The organism is Catellatospora vulcania (genome assembly GCF_009720385.1).
Lineage (GTDB): Bacteria > Actinomycetota > Actinomycetes > Mycobacteriales > Micromonosporaceae > Catellatospora > Catellatospora vulcania.
In genome coordinates, this window is the sequence record NZ_ML769304.1 from 320997 (window position 1) to 345098 (window position 24102).

Below are 24102 nucleotides of genomic sequence, written 5' to 3' on the forward strand. Positions count from 1 at the left end.
GGTCTTGGCCGCAGCTGTGGGCGGCCGTGGGGTTGGGCCGGGGGGGGGCCGCCCCCCCCCACGACCGGAGGCGGTGGGCATGCCTTTCACCATGACACGCCGGGGAGCCTCGCCGCGACGGGTTACCGCGCCGGGGTGACGGCCTGCCGGCGGCGCAGGGCGGGGTTCGTGATCGCAGGCGCCTGGTAGCCGGCGTCGGCCTGATTGAGGACCGTGCCGGGCGGCACGATCTCGTCGATGCGGTCCAGCACGTCCTGCGACAGCGTCACCTTCACCGCGCCGAGCTGCGATTCCAGGTGCTCCAAGGTGCGCGGACCGATGATCGCCGAGGTGATCGCCGGGTGTTCCAGCACGAACGCCAGCGCGAGGTGGATCAGCGAGAGCCCCGCCTCCTGCGCCAGGGCGCCCAGTTGCTCGACCGCAGCCAGCTTCGTCGCGTTGGCGGGCAGGGTCGGGTCGAAGCGCCCCGGCTGGCGGCCTGCGCGCAGCGAGATCGGCTCGGTCAGCCCGCGGTGGTACCGGCCGGACAGCCAGCCCCCGGCGAGCGGGCTCCACGGGATCACCGCGAGGCCGTACTGCTGGGCCACCGGCAGCACCTCCCGCTCGATGCCCCGGTTGAGCAGCGAGTACGGCGGCTGCTCGCTGACGACCCGCTCCCGCCCGCGGCGCTGGGCGATCCACTGGCCTTCCACGATCGCCGACGGCGGGAAGCACGACGTGCCGATGTAGCGGATCTTGCCCTGGCGGACCAGGTCGGTGAGCGCGCCGAGGGTGTCGTCGAAGTCGGTGTCGGCGTCGGGGCGGTGGATCTGGTACAGGTCGACGTGGTCGGTCTGCAGGCGGCGCAGGCTGTTCTCGACCTCCCGGATGACCCAGCGCCGGGAGTTGCCGCGGTGGTTGGGGTTGTCGCCGATCTGCATGTGCACCTTGGTGGCCAGGAACACCTCGTCCCGCAGGCCGCCCGCGAGGGCCTTGCCGACGATGGTCTCCGACTCGCCTTGGGAGTAGGCGTCGGCGGTGTCGATGACGTTGATCCCGGCGTCCAGCGCCCGGTGGATGATGCGGATGCCGTCCTCGTGGTCGGGGTTGGCGCGGGCGCCGAAGTTCATCGCGCCCAGGGTCAGCGGGCTGACCTTCACGCCGGTGCGGCCGAAGGGGCGTAGCTCGGTCATGGTGGTTCTCCTCGGTCAGGCCGCGACGGCGTGCGGCACGGCGGCGTACTGGCTGGCGGGGCGTTCGAGACCAAGGTGGTCGCGCAGGGTCGTGCCGGTGTACTCGGTGCGGAACAGTCCGCGTCGGCGCAGGATCGGCACCACGTGGTCGACGAAGACCTCCGCGCCGGACGGGAACATGTCGGGCATCAGGTTGAACCCGTCGGCGGCCCCGTTGACGAACCACTCTTCGAGCGTGTCGGCGATCTGCTCGGGCGATCCGGCGACCAGCCGGTGCCCGGAGCGGATGCGCCCGGCGAGCTGGCGGACGGTGAGCTTCTCGCGCCTGGCCAGGTTGATCTGCGCGTCGAAGAAGCCGCGCGAGCCGTTCTCGACCCGCAGCGCGTCGCCGATGAGGTGCCAGGGCAGCTCCTCGTCGAGCTTGAGGTGCCTGCGGTCCAGTTGCAGCCGCTGCGCGACCTGCCCGAGCTGCGCCTCGATGCCCTGGATCTCGTCGAGTTCGGCCTGCCGGGCCAGCGCCTCGGCCTCGGTGCTGCCGATCACCGTCGACAGCCCCGGCATGATCTTCAGCGAGTCGGGGTCCCGGCCCAACGCGGCCGCGCGGGCCTTCATCTCGGCGTAGAAGGCCTGCCCGTCTTCCAGGGTGGTCTGCGCCGTGAACACGGCGTCGGCGCTGCGGGCGGCCAGGGACTTGCCGTGCTCGGAAGAACCGGCCTGCACCAGCACCGGGCGGCCCTGCGGCGAACGCGGGATGTTCAACGGGCCGCGTACGGCGAAGTGGCCGCCCTCGTGGTCGATGGTGTGCACCTTGTCCCGGTCGGCGAACACGCCGCGGGCCCGGTCGGCGATGATCGCGTCGTCCTCCCAGCTGTCCCAGAGTTTGACGGCGATGTCGACGAACTCCTCGGCGCGGCCGTACCGGTCGTCGTGCACGGGTGCGCCGGTGAGCCCGAAGTTGCGGGCGGCCGCGTCCCCGGCGGTGGTGACGATGTTCCAGGCGGCCCGGCCGCCGGACAGGTGGTCCAGCGAGGCCAGCCGCCGGGCCAGGTTGTAGGGATCGTTGTAGCTGGTCGACGCGGTGGCGATGACCCCGATCCGCTCGGTGGCCAGCGCGATCGCGGTCAGCACCAGGGTCGGCTCAAGCCGGCCGCTCGGCCCGCCGCCGGGGTCTCCGGCCAGCGCGGGCCCGTCGGCGAGGAAGATCGCGTCGAGGGTGCCGCGTTCGGAGATGCGGGCGATGTTCTGGTAGTAGCCGATGTCGAGGTAGGACAGCGGATCGACCTCGCCGTAACGCCAGGCTGAACTGTGCCCGCCCAACCCGAGGATGTTCATGCCGATGCTCATCTGCCGCGGCTTGGTGCTCATGGGAGTTGCTCCTTGCTGCTGAAATCTGCGCCCTGGCCGGGCATGGGATCGGCACGTGACGCGTGCTCGCGGCCTTCGCCGGCAGGGGTCAGAACAGCCCGCTGAGCGGGGGCTGCTCGCCGGTGAGGTGGTACGCGCCCGCGGCCGCGGCCTTCCACAGGCGCGGGTTGTGGTTGGCGACGGTGCGGGCGTTGCGCCAGTGCCGGTCGAGGTTGTGGGTCCGGGCGGTGGCCGAGCCGCCGCCGACGTCGAAGACCAGCTCCCCGGCGCGCAGCGCCGCCTCGGCGGCGACGTACTGCGCCTGCGCGACCTGGACCGAGGCCCGCACCAGCACGTCCTCGGCGAGGTCGGCCGCCCAGGCGTCGTCGATGGCCTGCGCCGCGGCGAGCACCACCGCTTCGGCGGCGTACGCCCGCGAGGCGATCTCCCCCACCGCCAGCCGCACGTACGGATCGTCGACGGCCCGTGCCGCGGTGCTGTGCTTGATCGGCCTGGCCTTGTCCCGGGCGAACGCGGTCGCGTCCGTCAGCGCGTCGCGGGCGATGCCGGCCAGCACCGCCCCCAGGTAGAGCTGCAGGAATGCGGTCACCGGCGAGCGCCGGTCGCGGAAGCCGCGCCGGTCGCGCAGCTCGTGCGGGTACACGACGACGTCGTCGAGGTCGGTGGTGCCGCTGGCGGTCAGCCGCTGCCCGATCGCGTCGAAGTCGTCGTGCAGGTGCAGCCCCTCTCGGTCGCGGGGCACGATGAAGGAGACCGGCTGCCCGTCGTCGTCGAGGGCGGTGGCGCTGACCCAGTCCGCGAACAGCGAGCCGGTGCTGTAGTACTTGCTGCCCTTGGCCCGGTGGTGCGGGCCCTCCCGGGTGATCCGGGCGCTGATCGCGCCGTTGGCCCCACCGATCTCCCAGCCCGCGTTGCCGACGACCTGCCCGGCCAGCAGGCGGCAGAACCAGGTCCTGCGCTCGGCGTCGGAGCCCTGTGCGACCAGGCCTTCCACGAACGAGAAGTCGGGCCGCAGCGCCTGGGCGACATTGGAGTCGGCCGCGGCCAGGTCCACGATGAAACGGATCGTGTCGCGTACGCTCGCCGCCGCGCCGCCGTGCTCCGCGGGGATGCGGAAGGCGAACAGCTGTGCTTTCGCCACCGCCCGGACCTGGTCGAAGGGCAGCTCCCGCAGCCGTTCGCGGTCGGCCGCACCGGCCCGGATCCCGGCGAGCACCGGCGCGGCCCGCTCGTGCAGCACCCGCGCGCTGAGCGCCTCGGTCGCCGGTCCGGCCAGGTCCGATTCTGTGCTCGGCACGCTAGGCCGCCTGCAGGTAGCGGGCGGCGAGGGCGTCGGTGAAGCCGGTGACGACGGTGTCCAGGAATGCCTGCCCGGTGGCGTCGAGCAGGATGCCGCCGGTGTCGGTGTCGACGATCGTCTTGTCGTGGATGAAGCAGCCGCCGACGATGTGCGTCGCGCCCATGCTGGACAGCACCGGCCGCAGCGCGTAGTCGATGGCCAGCACGTGGGCGGGGGTGCCGCCGGTGGCCAGCGGCAGCACCACCTTGCCGGCCAGCGCGTACTGCGGCAGCAGGTCCAGCAGCGACTTGAGGATGCCGCTGTAGGCGGCCTTGTAGACGGGTGTCGCGACGATGACGCCGTCGGCGGCCGCGATCGCCGCGCCGACCGACAGGATCGCCGGGTGGCGCACGTCCGCGCCGAGCAGCGCCTCGGCGGGCAGGTCCCGGACCGCGAGGTGCTGGACCTCGTACGAGCCGGAGCCGGGCAGGTTGTCGGTGACGTGGCGGAGCACGCGCGCGGTCTTGGAGGTGGGCGACGGCGATCCGGAGATCGCGAGGATCGAGGGCATGGGGTTCCTCCTCAGCCGACGGGCACGGGTTCGGGCGTGGTGGCCGCGAGCGCGGCGGGATCGCGGTAGCGGGCCCCGGGGTGGACGGCGGGCAGCCGGGACCGCCCGGCCCCGAACAGCCGCTCGCGCAGCGTCTCGCCCTCGTCGTAGGACTCCCGGTAGCGGCCGCGCCGCCGCAGCTCCGGGACGACCAGTTCGATGAAGTCCGCGGCGGTGCCGGGGGTCAGGAACTGGCGCAGGTTGATGCCGTCGATGCCGCCGTGGTCGACCCAGCGCTCCAGCTCGTCGGCGACGACCTTGGGCGTGCCCGCGACGAAGAACGGGCCGCGGTCGAAGCCGCCGAACCGTTCGAGGACCTCGCCGACGGTCTGCTCGGGCCGGAACCGGCTGGTCAGGCGCTGGTGGCCGGGGTCCTGCCTGGCGATGATGTCGGCGACCCGCTCGTCGGGGTGGTAGCGGGTCCAGTCCAGGCCCGCTCCGGCGTGCGCGAGGTGGCCCTCGACGCTGCGCAGCCGCCGGAACTCGGCTACCTTGCGGTCCACCTCGGCGTCGGTGCGGCCGACGATGACGGCCGCGCCCGCGAGGAACTTGATGTGGTCACGGTCGCGGCCGTACGCGACCGCCCGGTCCTTGGTGTCCTCGATGTTCGCGCGCACGTCGTCGAGGGAGAACCCGCCGACGAACACCGCCTCGGCGTGCTTGGCCGCGAAGCCGCGTCCCGCGTCCGACGCCCCGGCCTGGTAGATCACGGGGGTGCGCTGCCGGGACGGCTCGCTCAGGTGCGGCCCGGCGACGCGGTAGTTCTCTCCGACATGGTTGATGTAGCGGACCTTCGCCGGGTCGGTGTAGACCCGGTTGTCGACGTCCCGGATCACCGCGTCGTCGTCCCAGGACCCCTCCCACAGCTTGTACAGCACGTCGAGGTACTCGTCGGCGATGGCGTACCGCCGGTCGTGCTCGACCTCGTCGGCCAGGCCGAAGTTGCGGGCCGCATTGGGCAGGTACGACGTGACCACGTTCCACGCCACCCGGCCCTTGGTCAGGTGGTCCAGCGTCGACATGCGGCGCGCGAACGCGAACGGCGGCTCGTAGGTCGTCGAGAACGTGGCCGCGAACCCCAGGTTGCGGGTCACCGCCGCCATCGCCGGGATGAGCAGCAACGGATCGTTGTTGGGGATCTGCACGGACTCCCGCAGCGCCGTCTCCGGCCCACCCCGGAAACCGTCGTACGCGCCGATGACGTCGGCCAGGAACACCGCGTCGAAGGTCCCTTGCTCCAGCAACTGCGCCAGCTCGGTCCAGAACTCGATGTCGTTGAAGCGGTGCCGGTTGTTGTCGGGGTGCACCCACAGGCCGTGGGAGATGTGCCCGACGCAGTTCATCTCGAACAGGTTGACGTGGATCTTCTTAGGCACGCGGGCCTCCCTGGCTGGCGGGGGTGAGCACGGCCGACAGCAGCGTGCGGGTGTACTCGTGCGCGGGCGCGGTGAAGATCTGGCGCACGTCGCCGGACTCGACGACCTCGCCGTCCTTCATCACCAGCACCCGGTCGCTGACGTGGTGGATCACGCCGAGGTCGTGCGAGATGAACAGGTACGCGATGCCGAGCCGTTCCTGCAGGTCGGCGAGCAGGTCCAGGATCTGCGCCTGCACCGACACGTCCAGCGCCGACACCGGCTCGTCGCAGACGATCAGCTCCGGTTCCGGGGCCAGCGCGCGGGCGATCGCGACCCGCTGGCGCTGCCCGCCGGACAGCTCCAGCGGCCGCCGCTTGAGGTGCTCCGCGCCGAGGCTGACCTGTTCGAGCAGCTCGACGGCGCGGTCGCGGCGCAACGCGGCCCGCAGCCCGGTGACGCCGATGGCCTCGCCGAGCACCCGCTCGACGGTGTAGCGCGGGTCGAACGAGCTGAGCGGGTCCTGGTAGACGATCTGCAGCCGGCGGCGCTCGGCCCGCTTGTCGGCCGGGGTGAGGCTGTCCCAGCGGCGGCCGCGCACGCTGACGTGCCCGCCGTCGGCCCGTTCCAGACCCAGGACCAGCCGGGCGGTCGTCGTCTTGCCCGATCCGGACTCCCCGACGATGCCGAGCGTCTCCCCCGGGTGCACCGCGAAGGACACTTCACGGACCACGGTCCGGTTGACCTTGTCGGGTCCGGTGTACGCCTTGACCAGTCCTTCCGCTGCCACGATCGGGGTGGTGCGGTCGAACTCGCGCGGCGTGGCCCGGATCGCGGCCGCGGGCGCCGACGACAGCCGGGTGCCCTTGGCGTGCGTCGCGGGCACCGCCGCGAGAAGTGCCTTCGTGTACTCGTCGCGCGGGTCCTCCAGCACCTGCCGGGTCGGGCCCTGCTCGACGATGCGCCCGGCGCGCAGCACCGCGACCCGGTCGGCCAGCCGCGCGACGACGGACAGGTCGTGGCTGACCACGAGCATGCCCGCGTCGCCGCGCTTGAGCTCGCCGAGCAGTTCGAGGATCTGCGCCTGCACGGTGGCGTCGAGTGCGGTGGTGGGCTCGTCGGCGATGAGCAGCCGGGGCGCGCAGGCGATCGCGGAGGCGATCAGCGCCCGCTGCCGCAGGCCGCCGGAGAGCTGGTGCGGGTACTGCTGGGCGCGCAGTTCGGGTTCGGGGACACCGACGGAGCGCAGCAGGTCGAGGACCTTCTCGACGCGGGCGGCCTTGGTCAGGGTGGTGTGCAGGGCGAGCGGTTCGGCGATCTCCCGGCCGACCGGGCGCAGCGCGTCGAGCGAGCTGAGCGCGTCCTGGAGCACGAAGCCGACCTGTGCGCCGCGGATGCCGCGCCAGTGCCGTTCGGTGTTGCGGGACACGTCGCGGCCGTCGAACTCCAGGGCCGCCGCCCGCACCCGCGCGCCGTACCCGGTGAGCCCGACCAGGGTGCGGGCGGTGACGCTCTTGCCCGACCCGGATTCGCCGACCAGGGCCAGGCACTCCCCCGGCGCGATGGTGAACGACACCCCGTCCACGACGTCGGCCCCGTGCCTGCCGAACGACACCCGCAGGTCGTCGACCCGTACCAGCGGGGCCTGCGGGTCCCGGCCGCCGACCGTGGCCGCGTCCGGCGCCGTGCCGAGCGCGCTCATGACCGGCCCTCCGTGCGGCGGCGCAGGTCGCGGCCGACGACGGTGACCGCCAGCACGGTCAGTGTGATGGCCAGGCCCGGCACGATGACCATGAACGGGTCGTTGGAGATGTACTGGATGCCCAGCGAGAGCATGTTGCCCCACTCCGGCGCGGGCGGTTTGGTGCCCAGGCCGAGGAAGCTCAGCGAAGCCCCCGCGCCGATGGCGTTGCCGACGCCGATGGTGGCCAGCACGACCAGGGGCTTGAACGCGTTGGGCAGGATGTGCCGGCGGATCACCGTACGGCGGCGCAGCCCCAGTGCGGTGGCCGCTTCGACGTAGGTCGCGTCGCGGACCACGTGCGTCTGCGCGCGGATCATCCGGGCGTAGTACGGGACGCTGGCGAACGCGACCGCGAACAGGGCGTTGACCGTGCCGGTGCCCAGCAGGGTGATGACGACCAGGGCCAGCAGCAGGTCCGGGATGGAAAGCGCCACGTCGATCAGCCGCATCACCGCGCCCTCGACGTACCGGTTGGCCAGGCCCGCGAGCAGGCCGATCGCGGAGCCGAGGGCGACCGCGATCGCGGTCGCGCCCAGGCCCATCACCAGCGACGAGCGCGCCCCGTAGACCATGCGGGCCAGGGTGTCGCGGCCGGACTGGTCGGTGCCGAGCAGGTGTTCGGCACTCGGCGGCACGAACGCGCCCGCGGTGCTGATCTCCAACGGGTCGTGCGAGGTGAGCAGTCCGGGCGCGACGGCGGCGACCGCCAGCAGGCCGAGGAAGGCCAGGCCCAGGGCGACGCCGGGCCGGAAGGCCCGCCGCCGGCCCGCGGTGTGGTCGCGCCGTTCGGGTAGGACGGCGGGGACGGTTATGGCGGTCACGCGGTCACCACTCTCGGGTCGATGAGGCCGTAGACGATGTCGACGACGAGGTTGACGACCACGTAGACCGCGGCCGCGAACAGGACCACGCCCAGTACCAGGGGGATGTCCTTGGTGGTGGTGGCGGTGAGCATGAGCTGGCCGACGCCGCGGCGCACGAACAGCGTCTCGGTGATGACCGCGCCGCCGAGCAGGCCGCCGATGACGAACCCGGACATGGTCACGATCTGGATGAGGGCGTGCCGCAGGGCGTGGCGCAGCCGCACGCCCGCGTCGCGCATGCCGCGGCTGCGGGCGGTGAGGATGAACGGCTGTTCGAGGACCTCCTCCAGTTCGGTGCGCAGCACCTGCGACAGCGTCGCCGCGATCGGCAGGGCGAGCGTGAACGTCGGCAGGACCAGCGCGGACAGCCCGTCGTTACCCGACACCGGGAACCAGCCGGCCTGGAACGAGAACACGATCAGCAGCACCAGGCCGAGCACGAAGGTGGGGAACGAGGTGAGGACCAGTTCGGTCCCGGAGGCCGCGGAGCGGATCCACGGCCGCCTCCTGGCGGTGAGGACCGCGGTCCCCACCGCCAGGACGACCGCGACCAGCGCGGCCGCCAGTGCCAGCTGAACCGTCTCGCCCAGTTGCTCCCCGATCGCCTTCGCGACGGGCACCCGCTGCTGGTAGCTCTCGCCCAGATCCCCTCGCAGCAGCCGGCCGAGGTAGCCGAGGTACTGCTGCCACAGGGGCTGGTCGAGGCCGTAGTCGGCGCGTACCCGGGCGAGCACGGCCTGGGTCGGGTTGGCTCCGTCCCCGGCCACCGTGGCCAGGGCCGCGTCGCCGGCGGTGGCGTGCAGCGCGACGAACGACAGCGTCGCCGCGCCCCACAGCACCCCGATGCCGGCGGCGAACCGGGTGGCGATGCGTTTCAGCTGGCGCATGGCTACTTCTCCAGCCAGGCGTAGGCGAAGTACGGGGTGCCGTGGGAGGTGTCGACGACGACGTTGTGCAGCTTGGCGCTGAACGCCCAGAGCACGGAGTTGTCGTAGACGGGGAAGCCGGGCACGAGCTCGGTAAGCCGCTGCTGGGCCTTGCTGTACAGCTCGGTCAGCTTCGTCTTGTCGCCGGTGCGCCGGGCCTCCTCCAGCCAGCCGTCGAGCTGGGCGTCGCTGATGCGGGAGGTGTTCTGGCCGAGGCGCTTGTCGTTGGGGATGCTGAAGGTGGCGTACTTGACGTAGAGCACGTCCGGGGTGTTGGTGTGCCAGACGCCCGCGGACAGGTCGTAGTCGCCGCCGTAGCGCCGGGTGGTCAGCTGGGCGCTGGGCAGCAGTTCGATGTTGACCTTGATGCCGACCGCCTTCACCTGCGCCTGGACCAGGTCGAAGATCGGGCTGATGGTGGCGGTCTGGGCCACCGGCCACTGCACGAGCAGGGTCTTGCCGTCCTTGGTGCGGTAGCCCTCGGCGTCGCGGCCGGTCCAGCCGGCCTTGTCGAGCAGCTCGTCGGCCAGCTTCAGGTCGTGCCCGCGCAGCTTCACCTCGGGGTCGTAGTACTTGGTGACCCGGTCGACGAAGCTGGTGGCCAGCTGCCGCTCACCGAAGCCGACGGTCTTGACCAGGGCCTCCCGGTTGACCGCGGCGACGAACGCCTGCCGGATCGCGAGGTCGTCGAACGGAGCCCGGGAGGTGTTGAACTCGATGGTGTACGGCAGCCCGATCCGGTTGACGTTGGAGTACACCAGCTTCGGGTCGCTCTTGACCGCGGCGGCGTTCTGCGCCGGCACGTAGCCCGTGGCCTGGTACTGGTTGCTGACCAGCGAGTTGAACCGGACGGCGTCCTGCCCGACCCAGGAGACGTTGATCCCGTCCAGGTGCGCCGCGCCGGTCAGGCCGAGTTGCGGCGGAGCCCAGTCGTACCCCTGGCGCTTGGCGAACGTGGCGCCCTGCGTCTTGGTGTACCCGGTCAGCACGAAGGGACCGGAGCCCACCGGCTTCTCGCACAGCTGCGCCGGGGTGCTCTCCTTGATCGCCTTGGGTGACAGCAGGCCGAGCCAGCCCTGCGCGAGCACGTCCAGGAACGGGGTGTACGGCTGCTTGAGCTTCACCTCCAGCGTGTACGGGTCGATGATGCGGCTGCTGTCGTACGGCGCGATGTAGGGCCCGGCCAGCGGCGAGCGGGTGTCCGGGTCGAGCATGTGCTCGAAGTTGGCGACCACGGCCGCCGCGTCGAACACCGCCCCGTCGCTGAAGGTCACGCCCTTGCGCAGGTGGAACGTGTACACGGTGCCGTCGGTGTTGATCTCCCACTTCTCGGCCAGCCACGGCCCGGGGTTGCCGGCGGCGTCGAGGTAGATGAGGTTGTCGGTGAGGATGCGCCCGAAGATCTGCTCCACGTCGGAGGAGATGGCGTGCGGGTCGAGGCACAGCGGGTCGGCGGACATCGACAGGTTCAGGATGCCCCCGTCGGCGGGGGCGCCCCCGCCGTTGAGCACCTCCCCTGCGGTACGCGACGACGCGTCCGCGCTGGCGGGAGTGGTGCCGCCGCCGGAGCCGCAGGCGGCCAGTGCTCCGATCGCGACGGTCGCGGCGAGCAGGCGGGTGGACAGGATGAAACGCACGGTGAAGCCCTTCACAAGGGGTAGGGGTGTGCCGAGACGGCCGCTCTCGTGGGGTCGAGAGCGGCTCGGGACTCGGAGTCGAGGAGCGCGGGTCGGGGCGAGGGCTACGGTGCCGCTCGGCGCGACGCCGCGGAACGATCAGGCCTGAGGCAGGCCGGTGCGCGGCGTCAACAGCCGCTGCTGCACACCCGTTGGAAGTCCACATGGCGCCGTTGGGTCAGGCGCAGGCTCCGCTTCATGGGTAGGGACCGTAGGAGCGCCGCGGCAAGACCGTCCAGGCTTTTGTGACCCAGCTCACACACTTCTCCTGTATATCCCATAGATTTAATATGAATTATCTGCTCGATGGATTGTGCTGCCCTACCTGCGCGTGTCAGCATCCGTTCATGGTCAGCTCCACACCGGATCTCGTTTCGGCACCCGTCGATGCGTTGTCCATTCCCGACACCGTGCCCGCGCACGTCATCCGTGACGACGCCGAGGCGCTGCGGGTCGCGGCGGCGCTCGCCGTGGAGTTCGCGGCCCGCGCGGCCGAACGCGACGCCGACCGCCGGCTGCCGCACGCGCAGATCGCCCGGCTGAGCGCGAGCGGCCTGCTGGCCATCACCGTGCCCGCCGAAAACGGCGGCGCCGACGCGAGCACGGCCACCGTGACCGAGGTCTTCCGGCTGCTGGCCGCCGCCGACCCGAACATCGCCCAGATCCCGCACAGCCACTTCGTGTACGTCAACGTGCTGCGCCACAACGGCACCGCCGAGCAGCGCAGGTTCTTCTTCGGCGAGGTGCTCGCCGGGAGGCGCATCGGCAACGCCCAGTCCGAGACCGGCACCAAGCACCTCATGGACTACCGCACCCGGCTAACCCCCGACGGCGACGGCTACCGGCTCGACGGCACGAAGTTCTACGCCACCGGCGCGCTGTTCGCCGACTGGATCGCCGTGCTGGCCCGCGCCGACGACGACAGGCTGCACGTCGCGTACACCCCCGCCGACGACCCCGGCGTCACCGTCGTCGACGACTGGAACGGCATGGGCCAGCGCACCACCGCCAGCGGCACCGTGCACCTCGACCGCGTCGCCGTGCCCGCCGACCGGATCGTCCCGCACCACCTGACCTTCACCGGCCCGCAGCTCTACGGCGCGTTCGCGCAGATCGTGCACGCCGCCATCGACGTCGGCATCGCCGAGGGCGCACTGTCCGACGCCGCCGAGTTCGTGCGCACCAAGACCCGGCCCTGGTTCGAGGCCGACGTGCCGACCGCCGCCGAGGACCCGCTGCTCGTGCAGCGCTTCGGCGAGCTGGACCTGCAGCTGCGGGCCGCCCGCGCGCTGCTGGCCCACGCCGCCGCCGAGGTCGACCGGGCCGCCGCCGACCTGCACGACGACTCCGCCGCCGGCGCGTCGCTGGCCGTCGCCGCCGCCAAGGCGTACGCCGACCGCGCCGCCAACGAGATCAGCAGCGCCCTGTTCGAAGTCAGCGGCACCCGGTCCAGCCTCGACGAGTACAACCTGCACCGGCACTGGCGCAACGCCCGCACCCACACCCTGCACGACCCCGTCCGCTGGAAGATCCAGCACCTCGGCCGCGCCGCCCTCAACGGCACTCCCCCACCCCGCCACGGCCTGCTCTGACCGCCCGACAGACGTCGGTCCGGGAGCCGCGACGCCGCGAGTTCGGCGACCACGGCGTGGCGGCTCCCGGACCGCGACCCACCCGAACAGCACGGAGACAGCACATGAGCCTCACCTTCCACTGGTTCCTGCCCACCTACGGCGACAGCCGGTTCATCGTCGGCGGCGGCCACGGCCTGCCCGCGGGCGTGGCCGGCGGCGCGCGCCCGGCGACCCTGGCCTACCTCGGCCAGATCGCCCGCACCGCCGAGCAGCTGGGCTTCGTCGGCGCGCTCACGCCGACCGGGGCCTGGTGCGAGGACGCCTGGCTGTCCACCGCGATGCTCACCGAGGTCACCGAACGCCTGAAGTTCCTCGTCGCGTTCCGCCCCGGCCTGCTGTCGCCGACCCTGGCCGCGCAGATGGCCGCGACCTTCCAGCGCCACTCCAACGGCAGGCTGCTGCTCAACGTCGTCGTCGGCGGCGAGACCCACGAGCAGCGCGCGTACGGCGACTGGCTCGACAAGGACGCCCGCTACGCCCGCGCCGACGAGTTCCTGCACGTCGTGCGCTCGCTGTGGCGGGGCGGCAGCGTCGACTTCACCGGCGAGCACCACCGCATCGAGGGCGCGACCATCCCCCGGGTGCCCGACCCCGTGCCGCCGATCTACTTCGGCGGCTCGTCCCAGGCCGCCGGCCCGGTCGCCGCCAAGCACGCCGACGTCTACCTCACCTGGGGCGAGCCGCCCGCGCAGGTCGCCGGCAAGCTCGACTGGATCCGCAAGCTCGCCGCCGAGGAGGGCCGCGAGCTGCGTTACGGCATCCGGCTGCATGTCATCGCCCGCGACACCGCCGACGAGGCCTGGGCCCAGGCCCGCAAGCTGCTCGAAGGCATCAGCGACGACGACATCGCCAAGGTGCAGGCGGGCCTGGCCCGCAGCGAGTCCGAGGGGCAGAAGCGCATGCTCGCCCTGCACGGCGGCAAGCGCGACGACCTGCAGATCGCCCCGAACCTGTGGGCGGGCGTCGGCCTGGTCCGCGGCGGCGCGGGCACCGCGCTGGTCGGCAGCCACACCGAGATCGCCGACCGCATCGCCGAGTACGCCGACCTCGGCATCAGCGAGTTCATCCTCTCCGGCCACCCGCACGTCGAGGAGGCGTACTGGTTCGGCGAGGGCGTGCTGCCGATCCTGCGCGAGCGCGGCCTGTGGACGCACCCGGCCGGCGACCCGGCGCGCGAACTGCCGAACATCCCCTTCGCCGCAGCCAAGACCCGATAGAAGGTGGCCCCATGACCGGATCGACGAACCAGGTGCGCAGCCAAGCCGTTGTCCACCGCTGTACACCGGTGTCGTCGACGGGCCCGCTCGGCCGGCTGATCCCCCATGCCGCGCGGCCCGACCGCTGGTGCTGGGGCCCCGACCAGGGATTCCATCCCCGGTCGGCCCCACACCAGCGGGTCCAGCTCACCCCCGCCGCGGGTCTGCTGACCCGCGGGCGGACCATCGGCGTACGCCAGGCCGTGGCGCTCGGCGCAGCCGGGGCGCACGCCGACCTCGCGCACGCGTTCAGCGAACTCGACTCATGGGTGCCGTTCCCCGACGCGGACGTGTTCGCGCACCTCGGGTGGGCCGTCCGGCACCTCGACGGAGCCGACGACGACGTGCTGCGTGACATTGTCGTGCAGGCGCTACGGTCGATCGACGAAGAGCTGCTGCCGACATCGTGGCGGCGGCCGCTGGCCATCGCGGCCGCCGGTGCGGAGGTCTCGGCGGCGGAGCAGGCGTGGCTGCGCAACGCTTGCGATGCGGCGTACCGGCGGCTGACCAGGTTCGAGACCGGCTGGCCGCAGCCGCCCGCCGACCGGCAAGCCTGGTGGGACTACGCGGCCGCGCGAGCCTGCACCGCGCTGCGCGACGGCGACTGGGTCAGTGCCGCCCGTGCCGTGACCGATCTGTACGGCCTGACCGGCCCGGATCCGCAGCAGGCTGCCGAGTGGCTGACAGCGATCACCGATCGCGCCGCCGTCATGCGTCCAGACTGACGACACGAATTCGACCGACCGCCGCATCGTGGACGGCGGGCGGGTGTGAGTGGTGCGTGTCGACGGGCAACCGTTGCCGGCGCGGGTCCGCGCCCAGCCGGATGGCCGTTGCCCCCCACGCGTGCGTCCGCGCATTTACGCTTCGCGAATGAATTTCCACAAGATGGCGCGGCATGCCCTCGCCACCGCGCTGGTCGCCGGCGCGCTGGTAGCAGGGTTCGGCGCTCCCGCCCAGGCGGCGGAATCGACCTGCAACAGCAAGGGGCAGGCCTGGCTCGAGCACCAGGCTTACGGCACGAAGGTCCCCCTCTACAACACCAGTCAGCGGTGCAAGCTCACCCCCGGTGACGGGGAGGGCGGTTACAACGCGGGCGTGGAGGGCCTTCAGTACAACCTGAACAAGTGCATGCGACCGATGATCATCGCCAGTGGCAGCGGCTACACCGACCTGCGGTTCGATCCGCTGGTCGAGGACGGCGAGTTCGGCTCGCTCACGAAGAACGCGCTGATCAAGGTGCAGAAGTATGTCAACCGCTACTACGGGGTGGGCATCGCCACCGACGGCGGCTACGGTCCGCAGACCCGGTCCTGGATGGAGTACTGGGACGGGAGTGAGTGCGGGTTCCTGTCCCTGCCATAGCCGAACGCGCTTGACCTGCGAACACTACTCTGGGTAGCGGAGGACCCAGATCACCGCCGGCGGTGAGCCCGGCACCGCACGCGTCGGGTGCGGTGCCGGCCCGCCACCGCCGGCAGCGAGCGCCCGGTGCGGATTCGGCGCGGCTCAGCCGATCGGCTCGCCTTGCGAACTCCGTCCTGACCGGACACCATGAGACGACCGCACGAGATCGACGGGGGCCACCATCTTCAGTACGTCGGCAACTCCGGGGACCGAGCTTTCGGATCACCGGCGGGCGGGAACGGCGGTGCTGTTCGCCTCAGCGGCGAGCGCCGTCGTGCTGGCCGTGCCCGGTGGCTTCCGTATTTTCGACGACGTCGCCACCCTCTACGGCGCGGGCCGCTGGGTACTGCTGGCGCTGCTGGCCGTAGGCGGACTCGTCTTGTTGCGGGGCAGACCGGTCGCCGCCGACGTCGCCGCGACAGCAGGTCTGTTCGCCGCAGGACAGCTCAGCGCCACCGGCATCTGGGCGGTGAAGCACTGGCGTCCCTTCTCCGGCATGGTCGGCACCGGCTACAACATTCTTCCCCTGCTGATGCCGTTGGCAGCCGTCCTGGCCGTCGCGGGCGCGGTGGCCGCGGTGGTCTGCCTGGCCGTGATGCGTCGCAGCGGCGTCCTGGCCGCGCAAACCCATGGATACCAGCGCTGGGTCGCCTTCGCGACCGGCGCGGCAGTCGCGGTCGGCCTGCCGGTCGCGATGCTGGGCGGCCTGTCCCCGATCACCCTGCTCGGTGCGTACGCGCTGCTCTTCGGACTGCCGTGGGGCATCGCCCTGGCCGCGACCGGCTGGCTGCGCCGCGACGCGGCGCTCACCGCAGGCGCCCTCGTGACTGTCAGCGCGCTGACCGCCGTCGGCTGGAGCATCGGCCACAGCACTGATTGGCCTTCCGTCTCCTTCCACTTCCTCACCGTCGCCGTCGTAAGCACCGTCGCGACCGCCCTGCGCCTACCCGCCCAAGGCCGCTGACACGCGTCCATCGCGTCATTCTCGGACTGTCCTGCAGCACCCGCTCCTACCTGAGTGAGCGCAGACCCGTGCGGACCTCGTCGACGAACGACTCCGGCTGCTCCCACGCGGGGTAATGCCCGCCCGCAGGCAGCCGGTTGTAGTGGATGAGCTGCGGGTATGCCTGCTCCGCCCAACTTCGCGGCGGCAGGTGCAGCTCGTCCTCGAAGACGCTCACCGCGACCGGGAGCCTGACCCCCTTGGCGGCGAAGAACGAGAACCTGTTCTCCGCGTACAGCCGCGCCGAGGACACACCCGTGTTGGTCAGCCAGTACAGGGTGATGTTGTCGAGCACGTCCTCCCGGGTGAGGCTCTCGGACGATCCCGCGAACGCCCGCGAGATCAGCGCCAGGCTGTTGGCTTCGAGGTCGAGCATCCACGCGGCCAGGAACACCGGCGAGTCGGCCAGCCCGGCCAGGGCCTGCGGCCGCGAGCCCTGCTGCAGCGCGTACGTGACGTGCTGCCAGGTGAAGTTCAGCTGCTCGCACGCGGCCCGTTCCTCGTCGGACAGCCCGGCAGGCAGGTTCTCCAGGGCGTTGGCCGCGCCGAGGATGTTCTGCTGGAACAGGTTGTCGATCCCGGCCGGGACGACGCAGGGCATGTTGGTATGGATGCCGGCCAGCCCCTCGACCTCCTGCGCGGCCATCAGGTCCACGACGATCGAACCCCAGTCGCCGCCCTGCGCGACGTAGCGGTCGTAGCCCAGCCGCTGCATCAGCTGCGCCCACGCGCGGCCGATGCGGTCGGGTCCCCAGCCTGGCTCGGTGGGCTTGCCCGAGAACCCGTACCCGGGCATCGACGGCAGGACCACATGGAACGCGTCTTCGGCACGACCGCCGTGCGCGGTGGGGTCGGTGAGCGGCTCGATGACCTTCAGCAGCGCCGCGACCGAGTACGGCCAGCCGTGACAGATGACGATCGGCAGCGCTTCGGGGTGCTTCGACCGCACGTGGATGAAGTGGATGTCCAGGCCGTCGATCTCGGTCACGAAGTTCGGATACGAGTTGAGCTTCGCCTCGCACCGTCGCCAGTCGTACTCCTCGACCCAGTACCTGGCCAGTTCCTTCATGGTGGCCAGCTGCGGGCCCTGCGACCGGTCGGCGACGGTCTCCTTCTCGGGCCAGCGCGTGTGCAGGATCCGGGCTTGCAGGTCCTTGAGGTCGGCGTCGGCGAACTCGACCCGGAACGGCCGGATCGCCGGTGCCTCGACGGGTGAAGGCATGGACATTCCCTGGTTCTTGAGGATGGTTCTCGGCGAGCGCCGTGGACGCCTGGCGCACCGAGCGGCTCGAAACGGCGAGCCGCTCGGTGCGCGCCGGGGGTCCGGCTACCTCAGGGAGCGCAGCCCGGTGCGGACCTCGTCCACCAGTGACTCCGGCTGCTCCCAGGCGGCGAAGTGGCCGCCCTTGGGGAGCTTGTTGTAGTGGACCAGGTTCGGGTAGGCCTTCTCCGCCCAGCTCCGGGGTGCCTGGTAGAGCTCGTCGGGGAAGACGCTCACCGCGACCGGCAGTTTGACGCCCTTGACGCCGAAGAACGAGTACGTGTTCTCCGCGTACAGCCGGCCCGCCGACACCCCGGTGTTGGTCAGCCAGAAGTGCGTGATGTTGTCGAGGACGTCGTCGCGGGTCAGGCCCTCGGGCACCCCGGCGAACGAGCGCGAGATCAGCGCCATGCTCCGCGGGTCGTGGTCGAGCAGCCACGCGGCCAGGAACACCGGCGAGTCCGCCAGGCCCGTCAGCGTCTGCGGCCGCGAACCCATCTGGAGCGCGTAGGCGACGTGCTTCCAGGTGAAGTCGAGCTGCTCGCAGGTGGCCCGCTCTTCGTCGGACAGCCCGGCGGGCAGGTTCTCCAGCGCGTTGGCCGCGCCGATGACGTTCTTCTGGAACAGGTTGTCGATCTCGGCGGGTACCACGCCGGCCATGTTCGTGTGCAGGCCGATCAGGCCGTCGACCTCCTGCGCGGCCATCAGGTCGACGACGATGGCGCCCCAGTCGCCGCCCTGGGCGACGTAGCGGTCGTAGCCGAGGCGATTCATCAGCTCGCCGTAGGCGCGGGCGATGCGGTCGGGGCCCCAGCCCTTCTCGGTCGGTTTGCCCGAGTACCCGTAGCCGGGCATCGACGGGATGACCACGTGGAACGCGTCGTCGGCGGTTCCGCCGTGCGCGGTCGGGTTGGTGAGCGGCTCGATGAGCTTGAGCTGCTCGATGACCGAACCGGGCCAACCGTGCGCGATGATGATCGGCAGGGCGTTCTCGTGCTGGGACCGTACGTGGATGAAGTGGATGTCCAGGCCGTCGATCTCGGTGAGGTAGTTCGGGTACGAGTTGAGCTGTGCCTCGCAGCGGTACCAGTCGTAGTCGTGCGTCCAGTACTGGGCCAGCGCCTGCATCGTGGCCAGGGTCGGGCCCTGCGAGTCGTCGGAGACGGTCTCCTTCTCGGGCCAGCGCGTGTGCAGAATGCGCGCGTGCATGTCCTTGAGGTCGGCCTCGGATACCTCGACCTTGAACGGCCGGATCGCGGCGGCGTCGGATGTGACAGACATGAGTAGCTTCCTTGCTGTGCTGATTGGAGCTTTGGAAGGCTTCGGGCCTTCCTCCGGTGAGTGCCGGCGATGGCCGGCGGTGTGCGACGAGCACCTGGCTGAAGGTTGTCGCCCGGACTTGCGCTAATCAGGCATGCTCTGCCCCCATTTGCATTGATTCTAGGTGGAAGCCGGAGCCCAAAGACCCTTCGGCGGCGGTTCTGTCCGGCCCATCGCCTGGGCTTGACCGGCCTGTCGACGATCGCAGCCCGGAAGGCGGATCGCCCCCGTGTCGACCCCCGGCCCACCCCCCGGTCTGTACCCCCGGACCTCGGGCCGGAAGGTACAGACGGGCATGAACGGTGCACCGAGGCAGTGCGGACATCAGGGGTGCTCCACCGACGTCGAGCCTCCGAGTGATGGTCACCGCTCCCTCCCCGACCTGGGAGGATTCGACCTATGGGAGCGTCGGCGGTAGGGAACCGGGCCGGGCTTCGGGGCCGAGGCCGGGAACTCGCCAGGCTCGACCGGGCGCTCGCCGATGCGAGAGCGGGCGTGAGCGCCGTGCTGGTGCTGCGTGGCGAGCCGGGTATAGGCAAGACCGCGCTGCTGGAATATGCGGCAGCACAGGCGGCGGGTTTCCGGACCACCGGTGTCATGGGGGTCGAATCGGAGATGACGCTGCCCTATGCCGGCCTCCACCAGCTCTGCGCTCCGCTGCTCGGCAGGCTGCCGCTGCTGCCCGAACCGCAGCGCGAAGCGCTCTCGGCCGCCCTGGGTCTGCGCCAGGGCTCGCCGCCGAACCGCTTCCTGGTCGGGCTGGCCGCGCTCAGCCTGCTGACCCAAGCCGCCGAAGATCGGCCGCTGCTCTGCATCGTCGACGACGCCCAGTGCTTCGACGAGGAGTCCATGCAGGCGATCGCCTTCGCTGCGCGACGGCTCACCGCCGAACCCATCGCCATGATCTTCACGCTCCGCTCGCCCGGCGGCGACCAGGAACTGACCGACCTGCCCGGCATGACCGTCGAAGGCCTGCACGACACCGACGCCCGCGCCCTGCTCGCCTCAGCCGCACACGTCCCCATGGAACCCCGGATACGCGACCGCATCGTCGCCGAAGCACACGGCAACCCGATGGCGCTGCTCATGCTGCCGCGCCTGATCCCACCCACCGACCTGGCGGGCGGGCTCTGGCTCGCCGGCCGACGCCCCGTGGCCGACACCATCGAAGACGCTTTCCACCTGCGCTTGCAGCAACTTCCGCCGGACAGCAGGCGACTGGTGCTGACCGCCGCGGCCGACCCCACCGCAGACGCGAACCTGCTGTGGCGTGCCGCGGAAATCCAACACATCCCGACCGGGGCTGCCGCGCCCGCCGAAGCCTCGGGTCTCGTCGAGTTCGACACCGCGGTGCGGTTCCAGCATCCGCTGGCACGCTCGGCCGTCTACCGGAAGGCGTCGGCGCCGGACCGGCGCACCGCACACCAGGCGCTGGCCGAAGCCACCGACCCGCACACCGACCCCGACCGCAGAGCGTGGCACAGCGCCCAGGCCGCGACCCGCCCCGACGAAACCCTCGCGGCCGCACTCGAAGACTGCGCGTTCCGGGCACAGGGCCGGGGCGCAGCCGCCACGGCCGCGGCGTTCCTGCGCCGATCCGCGCAACTGACCCCCGACCCGGCGCGGCGCGCCGACAGAGCGCTGGCCGCGGCCCAGGTCGGCATCGACGCAGGTGGCGCGGTCCAGGCACACGACATGCTGGCCGCGGCCGCGGCCGGGCCCCCGGACGAGACGCGACAGGCCCGGCTCGAACGGCTGCGCGCCCGCCTGGCGTTCACGCAGCAACGCGGCGACGACGCGCCCCGGCTGCTGCTCGACGCCGCCCGCCGACTCGCGCCGCTCGACGCCGCGCTCACCCGCGACACCCTGCTGGAAGCCTTCGGTGCGGCACTGTTCGCCGGACGCCTGAACACCGGCCCCGACTTGCCGGAGATCGCCCGAACCATACGAACCACACCGCTGCCCGCGTCGTCGCCGCAGCGGCCGGTCGACGTCCTGCTCGAAGCCCTCACCGCCCTCACCATCGACGGCTACGGCAGCGCCGCCGACCGGCTGCGCCAAGCGCTGAACAGGATTCAGCACGAGCAGCGGTCCGCCACGCCGGGCACCGACCGGCGGTGGATGTGGCTGGCCTGCCCGGTGACACCGGAACCGTTGGCACCGGAACTGTGGAACGACGAGGCCTGGCACGAACTGGCCACCGGAGCGGTGACCCTCGCCCGCGACGCGGGCGCGCTCGGCGTCCTGCCGATGGCACTGAGCTACGAAGCCTGCTACCGCGTCCACACCGGCGACCTCTCCACCGCGGCGTCCCTGGCCGACGAGGCGACCGCGATCTCGACTGCCATCGGCAGCGCGCCGATGATGTACCCGTCGCTGCTGCTCGCCGCCTGGCAGGGCCGGGAGTCCCAGGCCCGCAGGCTCATCGACGCGGCCCGCGCCGAAGCGAGCGCCCGCGGCGAAGGACGTGCGCTGGCCATCGCCGACTACGCCACCGCCGTGCTCCACAACGGCCTTGGCCGCTACGACGCGGCGTTCACCGCCGCTGCCCAGGCCGGCGAGTACGAAGACCTGGGGCTGTTCGGCTGGGTGCTGGTCGAACTGATCGAGGCCGCCACCCGCAGCGGGCAGCCCGACGCGGCTGCGGCAGCGCTCGAAAAGCTCACTGACCGGACCCGCGCCGCCGCGACCCCGTGGGCCCTGGGCATGGAGGCCCGCTCACTGGCGCTGACCAGCAGCGGAGACGATGCCGAGCCGCACTACCGCCAATCGATCAGATATTTGAGCCAGTGCCGGATCACCGTGCATCTGGCCCGCGCCCGGCTGCTGTACGGCGAATGGCTGCGGCGGCAGCATCGCCGTATGCACAGCCGCGAGCAGTTGCGCACGGCCCGTGAAATGCTCAGCCGGGTCGGCGCCGACGCCTTCGCCGAGCGCGCCCGCAAAGAACTGCTCGCCACCGGCGAGACCGCACGCAAACGTGACGCCTCCGCACTCAGCGAACTCACCGGTCAGGAAGCGCAGATCGCCCGGCTGGCCCGGGAGGGGCGCACCAACGTCGAGATAGCGGCCCACCTGTTCATCAGCCCGCGGACCGTCGAGTGGCACCTGAGCAAGGTCTTCGCGAAACTGGGCGTGACTTCACGCAAGGACCTGCGTTCGGCGTTCTCGGCCGCCGAACCGCCGATGTCGACGGTGTGAGGCGCCAGGCCGGCGGGCCGCATGGTGGTACCACTATCACTTGCGCCGTGCAGTGCACGATCGACCCGGCTCAGGTCGAGGCGTTCGAACGCGGACTGATGCCGGGACGTCGCGGCCGGGACTGACCCTGGTGCCGCATAAGGCTGTGGGTTGATGACACCGGACGGCGTACGCCGCTACCGTCTTGCGGATGCGATGGCGTCGGCTGGCCGATCTGGTGCTGGTGTCGTGGCTGCTGGCCGCCGCGCTGCTGCTGGCGGGCGCCGATGTCACCGGAGCCACCACGGGTGTGCCGATCGACGCCGTCGGCTGGGCGCTGATCCTCGCCTTCCATCTGCCGCTGTATGTGCGGGTCTGGTTCCCGGTGCCGGTTCTGCTCGCCGTCACCGCCGCCGCGACGGCTTATCTGGCGCTCGACTACTACCACTCGGTGGTGACGTTCGCGGTCGCGCTGGCGGTGTTCACGGTCGCCGAGGCGCGGCCGCGGAAGCTGTCGGTGCCGGGCGCGCTGCTCGGCGGGGCGGTGCTGCTGTACGCCCAGCGCCTGCTGCACGGCAACGAGCGCCTGTTCGGCGCGGTCGTGGTCACGTTCATGATCCTGGTGGCGTGGGGGTTCGGCGACAACTCGGGGCGGCTGCGCGAGCGGGGCAGGCACCTGGCGTACCTGACCGAGCAGCTGCGCCGCGAGCAGCAGGAGCGGGCGCACCAGGCGGTGTCGCAGGAGCAGGGCCGGATCGCCCGCGAGCTGCACGACGTGGTGGCGCACCACATGTCGGTGATCTCGGTGCAGGCCGGGCTGGGCCGGTATGTGCTGGACTCCGATCCGCAGACGGCGCGGACCGCGCTGGACGTGATCGCGGGCACCGCGCACGAGGCGCTGAGCGAGATGCGGCGGCTGCTGGCGGTGCTGCGGGTGTCGTCGGTGGAGGCGGGCGAGCCGGCGCAGTTCGACGCGGCTCCGGGGCTGGACCGGTTGCCGCATCTGCTGGAGCGGGTGCGGGCGGCGGGGGCGACGGTGGAGTCGCAGGCCGAGGGCGAGCCGGTGGCGCTGCCGCCGGGACTGGCGCTGTGCGTGTACCGGGTGGTGCAGGAGTCGCTGACCAACGTGCTCAAGCACGCCGTGCCGCCCGAGGCGACGGTGTCGCTGGTGTGGCACGCCCATGCGCTGGCGGTCACCGTCGCCGATCGCGGTGCGGCTCGGAGACCTGAATCACCGTCCGATGTGGTGCGTCACGGGTTGATCGGCATGCGGGAACGGGCGAGGATCTACGGGGGGACGCTGTCGGCCGGACCTCGGCCGGAGGGCGGGTTCGAGGTGCGCCTCACGCTGCCGATCGGGGAACACGCGGATGGTTGACGTCTTGGTCGTGGACGACCAGGTGCTCATCAGGGCAGGGCTGGTCGCCATGATCAAGGCCGCGCCGGGCTTGAACGCGGTCGGTGAGGCGGCCTCCGGCGAGGAGGCCGTGGAGCTGGCGGCGCGGTTGCGGCCGGACGTGATCCTGATGGACATCCGGATGCCGGGCCTGAGCGGCGTCGCGGCGACCGAGCAGATCCTGGCCGCCGCTGAGGACGAGCCGCCGCGCGTGCTCATCCTGACCACGTTCGACCTGGACGAGTACGTGTACGCGGCGCTGCGGGCCGGGGCGAGCGGGTTCATGTTGAAGGACACCAGCCCGGAGCGGCTGTTCGCGGCGATCGCCGCGATCGCGGGCGGGGACATGCTGTTCACGCCGACGGTGGTGCGCCGCCTGATCGAGGCGAACACGGGTCCCGGCCGGGCGGCGGGCGGCCCGAGCCCGGATCTGGCGGTGCTGACCAGCCGGGAGCTGGACGTGCTGCGCCTGGTCGCGCGCGGGCTGTCGAACACGGAGATCGCCGGGGAGCTGCATCTGAGCGAGGCGACGGTGAAGACGCACCTGAACCGGCTGATGTCGAAGCTGTCGCTGTCGAGCCGGGCCCAGGCGGTCGTGATCGCGTACGAGACGGGTCTGGTCACCCCGGGCGGCTCCGCCGGCTGACTACACCGT

19 protein-coding genes are annotated in these 24102 nt (G+C 71.5%); 8 read left to right on the forward strand and 11 right to left on the reverse strand.

The window, feature by feature from the left end:
- Positions 1-122: 122 nt before the first annotated feature.
- The 9 genes from F6W97_RS11695 to F6W97_RS11735 form a co-directional block, all read right to left on the reverse strand.
- Positions 123-1172, reverse strand: coding sequence for an aldo/keto reductase (locus F6W97_RS11695; RefSeq protein WP_155370268.1), 1050 nt, complete (start codon positions 1170-1172; stop codon positions 123-125).
- 15 nt (positions 1173-1187) lie between these two features.
- Positions 1188-2537, reverse strand: a complete 1350-nt coding sequence (locus F6W97_RS11700; RefSeq protein ID WP_155370269.1) for an LLM class flavin-dependent oxidoreductase — start codon at positions 2535-2537, stop codon at positions 1188-1190.
- Positions 2538-2625: 88 nt separating this feature from the next.
- Complete coding sequence (locus F6W97_RS11705; protein WP_230686598.1) at positions 2626-3834, reverse strand: acyl-CoA dehydrogenase family protein; 1209 nt, start codon at positions 3832-3834, stop codon at positions 2626-2628.
- A 1-nt stretch (position 3835) separates the two neighbouring features.
- Positions 3836-4387 carry an NADPH-dependent FMN reductase gene (gene ssuE, locus F6W97_RS11710; protein ID WP_155370270.1) on the reverse strand — a complete coding sequence of 184 codons (552 nt, stop codon included), beginning with the start codon at positions 4385-4387 and terminating at the stop codon, positions 3836-3838.
- An 11-nt stretch (positions 4388-4398) separates the two neighbouring features.
- The gene (locus F6W97_RS11715) at positions 4399-5802 is read right to left on the reverse strand and encodes an LLM class flavin-dependent oxidoreductase (protein ID WP_155370271.1); all 1404 of its coding nucleotides are present in this window, start codon (positions 5800-5802) and stop codon (positions 4399-4401) included.
- Entirely contained in the window at positions 5795-7483 is a 1689-nt protein-coding gene (locus tag F6W97_RS11720) for a dipeptide ABC transporter ATP-binding protein (RefSeq protein WP_155370272.1), read from the reverse strand. The genes F6W97_RS11715 and F6W97_RS11720 overlap by 8 nt, the downstream gene beginning before the upstream one ends.
- Entirely contained in the window at positions 7480-8346 is an 867-nt protein-coding gene (locus F6W97_RS11725) for an ABC transporter permease (protein WP_230686599.1), read from the reverse strand. The genes F6W97_RS11720 and F6W97_RS11725 overlap by 4 nt, the downstream gene beginning before the upstream one ends.
- The gene (locus F6W97_RS11730; RefSeq protein WP_155370273.1) at positions 8343-9275 is read right to left on the reverse strand and encodes an ABC transporter permease; all 933 of its coding nucleotides are present in this window, start codon (positions 9273-9275) and stop codon (positions 8343-8345) included. Before F6W97_RS11730 ends, F6W97_RS11725 begins: the two co-directional genes overlap by 4 nt.
- Positions 9276-9277: 2 nt before the next feature.
- A complete protein-coding gene (locus tag F6W97_RS11735) occupies positions 9278-10951 on the reverse strand; it encodes an ABC transporter substrate-binding protein (protein WP_155370274.1) in 1674 nt (557 codons plus the stop codon).
- Between the two features lie 386 nt (positions 10952-11337).
- On the opposite strand from F6W97_RS11735, the gene F6W97_RS11740 reads away from it, so the two are divergent.
- The 5 genes from F6W97_RS11740 to F6W97_RS11760 all read left to right on the forward strand — a co-directional run bounded on the left by F6W97_RS11740 (position 11338) and on the right by F6W97_RS11760 (position 16251).
- On the forward strand, positions 11338-12582 hold the full coding sequence (locus F6W97_RS11740) for an SfnB family sulfur acquisition oxidoreductase (protein ID WP_196279090.1): 1245 nt from the start codon (positions 11338-11340) through the stop codon (positions 12580-12582).
- 104 nt (positions 12583-12686) lie between these two features.
- Positions 12687-13841: an LLM class flavin-dependent oxidoreductase gene (locus F6W97_RS11745; protein ID WP_155370275.1), complete on the forward strand. Its 1155-nt coding sequence runs from the start codon at positions 12687-12689 to the stop codon at positions 13839-13841.
- Between the two features lie 11 nt (positions 13842-13852).
- Positions 13853-14605: a hypothetical protein gene (locus F6W97_RS11750; RefSeq protein ID WP_155370276.1), complete on the forward strand. Its 753-nt coding sequence runs from the start codon at positions 13853-13855 to the stop codon at positions 14603-14605.
- A gap of 148 nt (positions 14606-14753) precedes the next feature.
- Positions 14754-15245 carry a peptidoglycan-binding domain-containing protein gene (locus tag F6W97_RS11755; protein ID WP_155370277.1) on the forward strand — a complete coding sequence of 164 codons (492 nt, stop codon included), beginning with the start codon at positions 14754-14756 and terminating at the stop codon, positions 15243-15245.
- 286 nt (positions 15246-15531) lie between these two features.
- Entirely contained in the window at positions 15532-16251 is a 720-nt protein-coding gene (locus F6W97_RS11760; RefSeq protein ID WP_155370278.1) for a hypothetical protein, read from the forward strand.
- 46 nt (positions 16252-16297) lie between these two features.
- On the opposite strand, the gene F6W97_RS11765 is transcribed toward F6W97_RS11760, so the two are convergent.
- Positions 16298-17512 (reverse strand): epoxide hydrolase family protein, encoded by a 1215-nt coding sequence (locus tag F6W97_RS11765; protein WP_196279091.1) that lies wholly within the window; start codon positions 17510-17512, stop codon positions 16298-16300.
- A gap of 105 nt (positions 17513-17617) precedes the next feature.
- On the reverse strand, positions 17618-18832 hold the full coding sequence (locus F6W97_RS11770) for an epoxide hydrolase family protein (RefSeq protein ID WP_155370280.1): 1215 nt from the start codon (positions 18830-18832) through the stop codon (positions 17618-17620).
- A 438-nt stretch (positions 18833-19270) separates the two neighbouring features.
- Here F6W97_RS11770 and F6W97_RS11775 point away from each other — a divergent pair, with 438 nt between their 5' ends.
- The 3 genes from F6W97_RS11775 to F6W97_RS11785 all read left to right on the forward strand — a co-directional run bounded on the left by F6W97_RS11775 (position 19271) and on the right by F6W97_RS11785 (position 24093).
- Positions 19271-22072, forward strand: a complete 2802-nt coding sequence (locus F6W97_RS11775) for a helix-turn-helix transcriptional regulator (RefSeq protein ID WP_155370281.1) — start codon at positions 19271-19273, stop codon at positions 22070-22072.
- Positions 22073-22262: 190 nt separating this feature from the next.
- Complete coding sequence (locus F6W97_RS11780; protein ID WP_155370282.1) at positions 22263-23429, forward strand: sensor histidine kinase; 1167 nt, start codon at positions 22263-22265, stop codon at positions 23427-23429.
- Entirely contained in the window at positions 23422-24093 is a 672-nt protein-coding gene (locus tag F6W97_RS11785) for a response regulator (protein WP_155370283.1), read from the forward strand. The genes F6W97_RS11780 and F6W97_RS11785 overlap by 8 nt, the downstream gene beginning before the upstream one ends.
- The last annotated feature ends 9 nt before the right edge of the window (positions 24094-24102 follow it).